Source organism: Thalassorhabdomicrobium marinisediminis (assembly GCF_003072065.1).
In the GTDB taxonomy this organism is placed as follows: Bacteria; Pseudomonadota; Alphaproteobacteria; order Rhodobacterales; family Rhodobacteraceae; genus Octadecabacter; species Octadecabacter marinisediminis.
The window spans coordinates 177,330-188,473 of the sequence record NZ_QCYG01000002.1 but is presented as its reverse complement, the minus strand read 5'-3'; the positions used below and the strand labels follow the sequence as shown (position 1 = coordinate 188,473).

The 11,144-nt window shown below is 58.2% G+C and carries 10 protein-coding genes; 4 read left to right on the top strand and 6 right to left on the bottom strand.

What is annotated here, in order from left to right; all coding sequences use genetic code 11:
* Positions 1 to 127: 127 nt before the first annotated feature.
* Positions 128 to 2,752, top strand: a complete 2,625-nt coding sequence (mutS, locus tag DC363_RS03285; RefSeq protein WP_108639711.1) for a DNA mismatch repair protein MutS — start codon at positions 128 to 130, stop codon at positions 2,750 to 2,752.
* Here mutS and DC363_RS03280 read toward each other — a convergent pair.
* Both DC363_RS03280 and hrcA read right to left on the bottom strand, forming a co-directional pair.
* Positions 2,736 to 3,308 (bottom strand): nucleotide exchange factor GrpE, encoded by a 573-nt coding sequence (locus tag DC363_RS03280; RefSeq protein WP_108639710.1) that lies wholly within the window; start codon positions 3,306 to 3,308, stop codon positions 2,736 to 2,738. The genes mutS and DC363_RS03280 overlap by 17 nt on opposite strands.
* Before the next feature lie 12 nt (positions 3,309 to 3,320).
* A complete protein-coding gene (gene hrcA / locus DC363_RS03275; protein WP_108639709.1) occupies positions 3,321 to 4,382 on the bottom strand; it encodes a heat-inducible transcriptional repressor HrcA in 1,062 nt (353 codons plus the stop codon).
* Between the two features lie 129 nt (positions 4,383 to 4,511).
* Here hrcA and rph point away from each other — a divergent pair, with 129 nt between their 5' ends.
* Genes rph through hemW form a run of 3 tightly spaced genes read left to right on the top strand, consistent with a single transcriptional unit; the run spans position 4,512 to position 6,971 of the window.
* The gene (rph, locus tag DC363_RS03270; RefSeq protein WP_108639708.1) at positions 4,512 to 5,219 is read left to right on the top strand and encodes a ribonuclease PH; all 708 of its coding nucleotides are present in this window, start codon (positions 4,512 to 4,514) and stop codon (positions 5,217 to 5,219) included.
* Positions 5,219 to 5,827 carry an RdgB/HAM1 family non-canonical purine NTP pyrophosphatase gene (gene rdgB, locus DC363_RS03265; RefSeq protein ID WP_196778367.1) on the top strand — a complete coding sequence of 203 codons (609 nt, stop codon included), beginning with the start codon at positions 5,219 to 5,221 and terminating at the stop codon, positions 5,825 to 5,827. Before rph ends, rdgB begins: the two co-directional genes overlap by 1 nt.
* A gap of 10 nt (positions 5,828 to 5,837) precedes the next feature.
* Positions 5,838 to 6,971, top strand: coding sequence for a radical SAM family heme chaperone HemW (hemW, locus tag DC363_RS03260; RefSeq protein ID WP_108639706.1), 1,134 nt, complete (start codon positions 5,838 to 5,840; stop codon positions 6,969 to 6,971).
* Here the strand turns inward: hemW and DC363_RS03255 are convergent.
* The 4 genes from DC363_RS03255 to mnmG are packed head-to-tail and all read right to left on the bottom strand — an operon-like array spanning position 6,968 to position 11,143.
* Positions 6,968 to 7,843 carry a ParB/RepB/Spo0J family partition protein gene (locus DC363_RS03255; RefSeq protein ID WP_108639705.1) on the bottom strand — a complete coding sequence of 292 codons (876 nt, stop codon included), beginning with the start codon at positions 7,841 to 7,843 and terminating at the stop codon, positions 6,968 to 6,970. The two genes, hemW and DC363_RS03255, sit on opposite strands and share 4 nt — an antisense overlap.
* On the bottom strand, positions 7,844 to 8,659 hold the full coding sequence (locus DC363_RS03250; protein ID WP_108639704.1) for a ParA family protein: 816 nt from the start codon (positions 8,657 to 8,659) through the stop codon (positions 7,844 to 7,846).
* The gene (gene rsmG / locus DC363_RS03245) at positions 8,649 to 9,260 is read right to left on the bottom strand and encodes a 16S rRNA (guanine(527)-N(7))-methyltransferase RsmG (RefSeq protein WP_108639703.1); all 612 of its coding nucleotides are present in this window, start codon (positions 9,258 to 9,260) and stop codon (positions 8,649 to 8,651) included. Before rsmG ends, DC363_RS03250 begins: the two co-directional genes overlap by 11 nt.
* A complete protein-coding gene (gene mnmG, locus DC363_RS03240) occupies positions 9,257 to 11,143 on the bottom strand; it encodes a tRNA uridine-5-carboxymethylaminomethyl(34) synthesis enzyme MnmG (RefSeq protein WP_108639702.1) in 1,887 nt (628 codons plus the stop codon). The genes rsmG and mnmG overlap by 4 nt, the downstream gene beginning before the upstream one ends.
* Between the last annotated feature and the right edge of the window lies 1 nt (position 11,144).

Genomic DNA, 11,144 nt, shown 5'->3' with positions numbered 1-11,144 from the left:
CCAATTGACGCGCCCTTGATAGGGGGCCGCTCGGTCACCTGCAATGGGGTCCGGCTTTGAAGCATTTGCGCTTTCGCCGCGATAAAGCTGCGATTAGGTTGCGATGAACCCACCCACAGGACATGACATGAGCAGCAATGTGACGCCGATGATGGCGCAGTATCTTGAAATCAAGGCCGAGCATCCGGACGCTTTGCTGTTCTACCGGATGGGCGATTTCTATGAACTGTTCTTCGATGACGCCATTGCGGCGGCTGAGGCTTTGGACATCGCCCTGACCAAGCGCGGCAAACACCTGGGCGAGGATATCGCCATGTGTGGTGTGCCCCATCACTCCGCCGAAGGCTATTTCCTGACGCTGATCCGCAAGGGGCATCGGGTCGCTGTTTGCGAGCAGCTCGAAAGCCCTGCCGAGGCAAAGAAACGTGGCTACAAGGCAGTGGTGAAGCGGGGGGTCACACGGGTCGTGACGCCGGGCACCCTGACCGAGGATACCTTGCTGGATGCGCGGCGGAACAACTTCCTCGCGGCCTATGCCACGGTCCGGGACGAGGGCGCGTTGGCCTGGGTCGACATCTCGACCGGGGCGTTTTCGGTTCTGAGCTGCGATGCGGCGGGCCTCGGGCCCGAATTGGCGCGGTTGGACCCGAAAGAGGTGCTTTTGACCGAGGCCGGAGAGGCGGAACTGCGCCATATCGTGGAAGACGCCGGAGCCGCGATCACCGTGCTGGGCAACGCGGCCTTCGACAGCACGAACGGCGAAAAGCGCCTGTCTCGGGTCTATTCTGTGGGGTCACTTGAGGGGTTCGGCACCTTTTCGCGCGCAGAAATCGCGGCGATGGCAGCGATCGTTGAATACATTGAGATTACGCAGAAGGGGAAGTTGCCCCTGCTGCGGCCCCCCATGCGCGAAACCCGCACGTCGGCGATGCAGATCGATGCCTCGACGCGCAGATCGCTTGAATTGGTGCGCGGCGTGAACGGGGGGCGGGCTGGGTCCCTGTTGTCGGTGATCGATCGCACGTTGACGGCGGGGGGGGCGCGCCTACTGGAACGTCGGCTGTCGGCCCCATCCCGGGATCTGGACCAGATCACCGCCCGGCAGGAGGCCGTGGCCTGGAGTCTTGAGCATGGCGATATCGCCGCCACGGTTGAGGACCGCCTGCGCGAAGTGCCCGATCTGGATCGCGCCTTATCGCGTCTGTCGCTGGACCGGGGTGGCCCGCGTGACCTCGCTTCGGTGCGTAACACGCTCGCTCAGGCCGAAACCATTTCCGAAACCTTGCCGGACGAGCTGCCACACGTTCTAGCAGAAACCGCGCAAGATTTGACCGGACAGGGGCCGCTGTTGGACCTTCTGGATGCCGCATTGGTCGCTGATCCGCCCATGCTGGCGCGAGACGGCGGCTTCGTGGCCTCCGGGTATGACGCCGAACTGGATGAGTTCCGCTCACTTCGGGATGAGGGGCGAACAGTGATTGCCGGGCTGCAAAGCCGATATGCGGAACAGACGGGCATTGCCGCGCTCAAGATCAAACACAACAATGTTCTTGGCTATTTCGTCGAGGTCACGGCGACCCATTCCGAGAAGATGCTCGCCGCGCCGCTATCCGAGACCTTCATCCATCGACAGACCACAGCCAATCAGGTGCGTTTCACGACTGTTGAGCTTTCCGACCTTGAAACCCGCATATTGAACGCGGGCGGGCGGTGTTTGGAAATCGAAAAGCGTCTCTATTCCAGCCTGAAAGACGCTATTCTCGAACAAGCTGCGGCGCTGTTCAATCTGGCGCGGGGCTTGGCCGAGATCGATCTGACCGCAGGGCTGGCGCGATTGGCGCGGGAAGAAAATTGGGTGCGGCCAAAGTTGACGAAAGGGCGCGAGTTCGTGATCACCGAGGGCCGCCATCCGGTGGTCGAAGCGGCACTCGCCCCGTCGGGCACGCCGTTCGTCGCCAATGACTGCGACCTAAGTGACGAGTCGATCTGGCTTCTGACCGGGCCGAACATGGCCGGTAAATCGACCTATCTGCGGCAGAATGCCTTGATCGCGGTTCTGGCGCAAATGGGTGCCTTTGTGCCCGCGCGTGAGGCGACCATCGGCATCGTCAGCCAGATTTTCAGCCGCGTCGGCGCGTCGGACGATCTGAGCAAGGGGCAATCCACGTTCATGGTGGAAATGGTCGAGACGGCGGCGATCCTCAACCAGGCCGACGATCGCGCGCTGGTCATTCTGGACGAGATCGGCCGCGGCACGGCGACCTATGACGGGCTGTCCATCGCCTGGGCGACGCTGGAACACCTGCACGAAGTAAACCGTTGTCGTGCGCTTTTCGCGACCCATTATCACGAGATGACGCATCTGTCCGACAAGCTCGAAGCCGTGGCAAACGCCACTGTGAGCGTGAAGGAATGGGACGGCGACGTGATCTTCCTGCACGAAGTGAAGCGCGGCACCGCGGATCGATCCTACGGAGTGCAGGTTGCGCGGCTGGCTGGCCTGCCCGCGACAGTCGTCGACCGTGCGAAGGTGGTTCTGGAGGCGTTGGAGCAGGGGGAACGGGAAGGCAAACAGAAGGCGATTATCGACGATTTGCCACTGTTCAGTGCCACACCTGCCCCGGCGCCGCAAAAAACCGCGCCGTCCGAGGTGGAGGCGCGGTTGAAAGAGATTTTGCCCGACGAGCTGTCGCCGAAAGCGGCGCTCGATCTGATATACGAGCTGCGGGGTCTGGTCAGGACTTCGGAGTAGAGGAGACCCCGACCTGCGCCGGCCGCAAAAGGCGGTCGTGCAACAGGAAGCCGGTGGCCGAGACCTGAATAATCTCGCCCGCGTTGGTGCCGGGCAGGGGGGCTTCGAACATCGCTTCGTGGAACTGCGGATCGAATTTGTCACCGACTTCCGGTTGAACAGGCTCGATCCCGTGCTTTTTGAATACGTCGATCAGTGCGCGCATGGTCAACTCAACGCCTTCCAGAAGCGCTTTGTCGCCATCCTTGCCGTCTTCCTTGGCCATCTGCAGCGCACGGTGCAGGTTGTCGTACACGGGCAGGAGATCCCGCGCGAGACGTGACCCGCCATAGTTTTCGGCCTCACGTCGATCACGCTCCGCCCGTTTGCGGGTGTTCTCCGCATCGGCAAGCGCGCGCATGTAGCCGTCTTTCAACTCTTGAATCTCAGTCTTGAGGGCCACGATCGAGTCGTCCTCATCCGCCATCTGTTCAAGGGTCATTTCATCCTCGGGGCCGAGGTCGGTCTCGGCCATGATGTCATCGAGGAATTGATCGTTCTTGTCTGTATCAGCCATTATCCAGCCTTCCTATCCGCGGTCCGAGATCAGTTTCCCGACCAGTTGCGCGGTGTAATCCACGATGGGCACAATGCGCCCGTAGTTAAGGCGCGTGGGTCCGATGACACCAACCGCGCCGATGATCTTTCGATCAGCGTTCATATAAGGAGAAACCACCAAAGAGGAACCCGAAAGTGAGAAAAGTTTGTTCTCGGACCCGATAAAGATCCGCACCCCTTCGCCGGTCTCGGTCAGTTCGAGAAAGTTGGCGATATCCCGCTTGCGTTCAAGGTCGTCGAACAGGCTGCGGATGCGGTCGAGGTCGGCTTCATCCTCATCCGTGATCAGGTTGCCGCGCCCGCGCACGATCAGCCGTTCGGTCGATTCCCCCTTATTTTCCCACAGGGCAGCGCCGCTGTCGATGAGCTCTTGCGCGAGGGCGTCGATCTCTTGGCGGCGGGCCTTCACCTCACGCGCGATGGCGGCGCCGAGTTCGGAGAGGGTGCGGCCCTCGGCCACCGCATTGATGAAGTTCGTCGCCTCGCGCATTGACGACGGCGTTTGCCCCGGCGGCGGCGTGAACACGCGGTTCTCCACGTGCCCGTCGGCGAAGACCAGCACCACAAGCGCGCGGTCCGCGGCGAGGCTGACAAACTCCACATGCCGGATCGGCGCTTCGTGTTTCGGAGTCAACACCAGGCTCGCCCCGTGTGTCACACCGGAGAGAGCCGAGCCCACGCGGTCGAGCAGGGTGCCGACATCGTCGTCGTTGCTGCCAAGGGTTTGGTCGATGCGGGCGCGATCCTGACCATCCAGATCGCCCACTTCCAGCAGACCATCCACGAACATGCGCAGACCTTGTTGTGTGGGGATTCGGCCGGCGCTGATATGAGGGCTGTCCAAAAGACCCAGATGCTCAAGATCCTGCATCACGTTGCGGATGGTGGCCGCGCTGACCTTCTCCGACAGGGTGCGGGTCAGCGTGCGCGACCCCACCGGCAGGCCGGACTCGAGGTATCCTTCCACAACGCGGCGAAAAACCTCGCGCGAGCGGGCGTTCAGTTCGTCCAAAGAGGTGGTCTGGTCGGTCATCGTTTCAGGGTCTCCGGCCTGTGACGGGTGGCCCTTTGCCAATATGGGCACGCAGTCCGAAAGGTCAATCGGGGTTGGAATTGCAGGGCAGGGCGCGTATCCGGTGGCAAACCTTGGAAAGGACATGCCATGCGCCCCTCTGGACGGAAAACTGACGAAATGCGGCCCATAACGATCGAGACCGGGGTCACCCGACATGCGGAAGGGTCGTGTCTGATCAAATGCGGTGACACCCACGTGCTCTGCACCGCTTCGATCGATGAACGGGTGCCTCCGTTTTTGAAGAACGCCGGATTGGGCTGGGTCACGGCGGAATACGGCATGTTGCCCCGTGCGACGAACACGCGCATGCGGCGTGAGGCGAAGAACGGGCAGAGCGGCCGCACACAGGAGATCCAGCGTCTGATCGGTCGGTCCCTGCGAGCTGGCGTCGATCGCGTGGCTTTGGGCGAGCGGCAGATCGTGGTCGATTGCGACGTGATTCAAGCTGACGGTGGCACACGGTGTGCATCGATCACCGGCGGTTGGGTCGCGCTGAAATTGGCAGTCAACAAGCTTATGAAAGCCGGGTTTGTCACGTCTGACCCGCTTACGGTTCCTGTGGCAGCCGTGTCATGCGGGGTCTATGCGGGGCAGTCGGTGCTGGATCTGGATTACCCGGAAGATTCCGAAGCCGGGGTCGATGGAAACTTTGTCATGGCGGGCAGCAAGTTGATCGAAGTACAGATGTCCGCCGAAGGCTCGACCTTTAGCCGGGAGCAGATGAACGCCATGATGGACCTGGCCGAACGCGGGGTTGCTACCCTATCCGCTGCCCAGTTGGACGCCGTGTCCTGATGCGACGGTTTGAAGGAAAGAAACTGCTAATCGCGACGCACAATCGCGGGAAACTGGAAGAGATCGAGGCCTTATTGGCGCCCTATGGTGTCGAGGTCACCTCAAACGCCGATCATGGATTGCCCGAACCTGACGAGACCGAAACCACCTTCGTCGGCAACGCGCGGATCAAGGCTCATGCGGCGGTGAAGGCGACCGGTTTGCCAGCTTTGGCCGATGACAGCGGGCTCACAGTTGACGGACTTGATGGTGCGCCCGGCGTCTATACGGCGGATTGGGCCGAAACGGGCGACGGGCGCGACTTCGTGAAGGCGATGACCCGCACTTGGGAGGAATTGGAAGCGAGGGACGCAGCTACGCCGCGCCGCGCGCAGTTCCGCTGTTGTTTGGTCCTCGCTTGGCCGGACGGCCATGATGAGGTGTTCGAAGGCGTCATGCCCGGACAGATCGTCTGGCCCATGCGGGGGGATCAGGGCCACGGCTACGATCCGATCTTCCAGCCGGACGGTTATGACGTGACCTTCGGAGAGATGGATCGATGGGAAAAGAACCGGATCAGCCACCGTGCCGACGCATTTCGCAGGCTGATCGAGGGTTGTTTTGCGTGACGCTTCCGGCATGACGCACGGTTTCGGGCTCTACGTCCACTGGCCGTTCTGTCAGGCAAAGTGTCCCTATTGCGACTTCAACTCGCATGTGGTCGCACGGGTTGACCAATCCCGCTGGGCTGAGGCGTTCGAACGCGAAATCGACCGCGTCGCTGCCCTGACTCCAGATCGCATCCTGTCGTCGGTTTTCTTCGGGGGCGGCACGCCCAGCCTCATGGAAGTCAAGACCGTCGAGAGAATCATGGAGCGGATCCGCAAGCGGTGGCGCTTGTCCAATGATCTGGAAGTGACCTTGGAAGCTAATCCCACCTCGATCGAAGCGGATCGTTTTGCGGGTTATTATGCAGCCGGGGTCAATCGTGTGTCGGTGGGTGTGCAAGCACTGAACGATCCCGACCTCAAGGCACTTGGACGCCTCCATTCGGCGAAGGAGGCTCTTGGCGCAATCGAGATCGCCCGATCAACCTTCGACCGCGTGAGCTTTGATCTAATCTATGCGCGTCAGAATCAATCCGTCGACGCATGGGCGATGGAACTGGAACAGGCGCTAGCGCTCGATCCCGACCACCTTTCGTTGTATCAGCTGACTGTGGAAGACGGCACCGCGTTCGGCGAGCGCTTGAAACGGGGTGGATTGAAGGGCCTCCCAGACGAGGATCTTGGCGCTGACTTATGGGAGGTGACGCAAAGTCTAACCCATGCCGCTGGGCTGCGAGCCTATGAGGTGTCCAACTTCGCCAAACCGGATCAAGAAAGCAGACACAACATCCTGTATTGGACGTCCGCCGATTGGGCAGGCATTGGGCCCGGGGCCCATGGACGCTTGACGTTGGACGGGCAGCGCTTTGAAACCGTAGCTGAACGTATGCCCGGCGCTTGGCTGGCGCAGGTCGCTGAAGGGCAGGGGGGCGACGTTTCAAGCGTGGAGATGTCGCCGGCTGCTATGTTGGAAGAGCGTATCCTCATGGGACTGCGGCTTTCCGAGGGAATCGGCATGCCGGCATCTTGGGTCGAGAGTAAACTTAGTCAAATCAACGAGTTAACAAATCTCGGGCTGCTGGATGTAGCGCAAGACCGCCTCACCGTGACCCCGAACGGCCGACCGCTGCTGAACGCTGTGATCGCAAAACTTCTTACGGATTAAGACCCTGACAGCAGGCGCAAAACGTCATCCAACTGTTCCAAACTGCGGTAATGCAGAACGATCTGACCGTTCTCCTTCCCGTCCGCGTGGTCGATTTTTACCTTCATCCCGAGGTGGGCTGCGAGATCATTTTCGATTTGGAGTGTGTCCGCGTCTTTGGTCTTGGACTTTCTCGGTGCTGCGGGCTTGGGCTCCTTGGCAGTTTTGGCAAGTTTCTCGGCAGCCCGAACGGAAAGCCCCTTTTTGACGATTTCGGCCGCGAGTGCGCCCGCTTTCGGATGTCCTACCAACGTGCGTGCATGACCAGGGGTTAGATCGCCCTTCGACAGCAGGTCCTGCACGGTTTCGGGTAGGGTCAGCAAGCGCACGGAGTTCGCGATATGGCTTCTGCTTTTGCCAAGAGCGGTCCCCATTTCCTCCTGGGTGCGCCCGAACTTCTCCATCAGTTGTTTATAGCCTGCCGCCTCGTCGATGGGGTTCAGATCACTGCGCTGGATGTTCTCGATAATCGCAACCTCGAGAACCTCAACGTCGGTAAATTCCCGAATGATGGCAGGGACTTCGTGCAGTTTGGCCCGCTGCGATGCACGCCAGCGCCGTTCGCCTGCAACGATCTCGTATTGACCGGACGCCGAAGGTTTACGGCGCAGAATAAGTGGCTGAATGATCCCCTTCTCCGAGATAGACGCCGTGAGATCAGCCAGTGCGCTTTCATCGAAGGTCCGGCGGGGCTGGTGTGGATTAGGATAGATCTGGTCGATCGGAATGAAGCGTTCCGTGGAAGGGCGGTTCTGATCGGGCGCCGAAGCGCTTACATCGGACATCAACGACGACAGGCCGCGGCCCAGCCCTCTTGTGGGTGTTTTGCTCATCTAAGAACTCCGCTGCAGGGATTGAGGCTCTTTCGCCATGATTTCAGAAGCCAATGCGAGATACGCAGCTGCCCCTTTGGATGTCGGATCATAGTCGAAAACCGACATTGCGAACGAAGGGGCTTCGCTCAGCCGCACATTGCGGGGAATGACTGTGTTGAAAACGAGATCGCCCAGGTTGTCGCGCGCGTCAGCCTCCACCTGTTGGCTAAGATTGTTGCGCTGGTCATACATCGTCAAGACAATCCCTTCGATCCGGAGATCCGGATTGGCAGATTGTCTGACTTCGCGAACGGTTAGCATCAATTGTGACAGCCCTTCGAGGGCGAAGAACTCGCTTTGAAGCGGCACGACGACCGTATTTGCCGCGACCATAGCGTTTACCGTCAATATGTTGAGCGACGGAGGACAATCGATCAAGATATAGTCTAAGCCGAGCTCATCTATCGCTGGCTGGTGGAGGGCATCATGCAGTAGAAAGCTCCGCTTTTCGTTTGCCATCAAGCTGATATCTGCAGAACTTAAATCTGTTGTAGCCGGAATAATTTTGAGTCCGTCAATCGTCGTTTGATTGGCACATTCCGCCGGGAGAGCTTCCCCGATGAGAAAATCGTAAGTCGTCAATCTGCGCTGATCCGCTTCGATGCCCAGACCGGTCGAGGCATTACCTTGAGGATCGAGATCAATCAGCAGCACCCGGCGACCTGCCTTGGCCAGTGCTGCGCCCAAATTGATAGCAGTTGTCGTCTTCCCGACACCGCCCTTTTGGTTGGCGACCGCAATTATCTTCGGTTGCGTAGCCCGACTAAGGTTCACGACGGTGGATCCTAGCTATTTCCAATATTTTAGCTTCGCTGCTCGTTATGCTGGGATGAAGCTTATTGTCGAAGCTCCAGTCGTTCTTAGCGGCGTCGATCTCGCTTTGAAAGGTTTTTCCCTTCGGAAAGAGTGATATCCCACCTTCTTCCAAAAGCGGTTTCGCAAGATTTAAAAGCTTCGGAAGAGGAGCCAGTGCGCGTGCACTAACCACGTCAGCTTTGACAATCTCTGACATTTCGATCCGGTCGTTCACCACTTGATAGTTCAATCCAAGTTCCCGTTTTGCAGTGCGAAGGAACTGGCATTTCCGCTTATCGCTTTCAAGAAGCGTCAGCGGTCGCCTTCGTTCATCCAGGATCGCGATCACAACACCAGGCAAGCCGCCGCCGCTGCCTATGTCAGTCCAACGTCGCCAATTCTGCGGTGCGAGATGAAACAATTGGGCGCTGTCTTCAATATGCCGAGACCAGATATCGCTAGCCGAGGAGTTTGAGACGAGATTTATGGTTTTGGTCCAACGGCTCAGGAGGGTAGAAAAATGAACCAGCTTCTCGTTTGTTTCACGTGAAACATGTTTGAGATTGTGTTTAAACGTCATGACCCTGTCGCCCGACCACCAGCGCCGATACGATTGATTTCACCCAGGAGCAATACAAGTGCGGCTGGCGTGATCCCCTCCAACCGTCCGGCTTGAGCTAGCGTATCAGGCATGGCCGCCTTTAGCTTCGATCTAATTTCATTCGAGAGACCAGAAATGGCATCGTAATCAAGTTGTGAAGGAATTATCCGTGCATGATCCCTGGCCATTAAGGCGACTTCTGCCTTCTGGCGTTGCACATAATGGGAATAGAGCGCATCGCGTTCGATTTGAGAGGCGATATCCGATGGGATTTCTTCCATTCCCTCAGCAAGATCGGCGATTTGTTCTGTCTTGGTACCAGCAACCGTTAGGGCATCGTAAAGCGTCCGGCTCGCGCCATTGCTATTGATTTTCACCCCGGCTTCCGAAAGGGCACGCGCGGAGGCCCTCTTTTCCCGAAGGGTTCTGGTCCAAAAATCAATTTTCTCTATCTTTTGGGTGAAAACGCGCCACCTTTCATCGCTCACGCAGCCTACGTCGCGACCAAATGCGGTCAGACGCTGATCTGCGTTGTCAGCCCGCAAAGAAAGGCGGAATTCAGCTCTCGACGTGAACATTCGATACGGCTCAGTCACGCCGCGTACGGTCAGGTCGTCGACCATCACCCCTATATAAGATGTCGACCGGTCGAAGTTGACGGGAGCACCTCCTCGAGATGATGCGGCTGCGTTCAATCCCGCTACCAATCCTTGAGCCGCAGCTTCTTCATATCCTGTCGTCCCATTAATCTGGCCAGCCAGATACAGACCAGGAATCTTTTTCAGGCCTAATTGAATATTTAACTCACGAGGATCGACGTAATCGTACTCGATGGCATACCCTGGTTGCGTAATTACCGCCCGCTGCAATCCGTTAATCGAACGCACATAGTCAAGCTGAACATCGGCTGGCAGAGAAGTGGAAATACCATTGGGATATACGGTATCGTCATTCAGCCCTTCGGGTTCCAGAAAGATCTGATGAGACGTCTTGTCAGCGAACCGAACAACTTTATCCTCGATGGAGGGACAGTATCGCGGCCCCACGCCGTCGATTGTACCCCCATACATCGCTGATTTGTCCAAATTATTGCGAATGATCTCGTGAGTGTGCTCATTGGTATGCGAGATGCCGCATGAAATCTGGCTGGCAAACGGTTTCCTATGAAGGAATGAGAACAGCTCGGGATCGGCATCAGCTTCTTGCAGCTCAAGTTCGTCCCAATGTATGGTCCGACCATCCAACCTAGGTGGGGTTCCCGTTTTTAAACGCCCCATACGTAGTCCGTAGCTCTCTAGCCGTTCGGCCAGTGCGATGGACGGTGCGGCACCCATGCGACCACCTTCACTACGTTCCTGACCGATATGCATGACACCACGGAGGAAAGTGCCTGACGTCAAGACTACAGACCTCGCTAAGATTTGCGAGCGGTCTTTCAACACTAGCCCGATGACCTTATGGTTCTCGACCATCAGGTCGATGACCTCTCCCTCGATAAGTTCAAGATTTGACCGCTGTCGGGTAAGTTCGATCATTGCGGCTTGATAAAGCTGTCTATCAGCCTGGGTCCGTGGCCCCTGTACCGCTGGCCCTTTCTTTCGGTTCAACAGCCTAAACTGAATGCCAGCACGGTCAGCTGCGACGCCCATAACTCCATCCAGGGCGTCGATCTCTCTAACAAGATGCCCCTTCCCGAGACCCCCAATTGCAGGATTGCATGACATCACTCCAATATCACTCCGACGGAGTGTGACCAGTCCTGTACGCGCACCGCATCGCGCGGCTGCATGCGCAGCTTCTACACCAGCATGACCGCCACCAATAACCAAGACATCGAAATTCGCGTGTTTCACGTGAAACAAT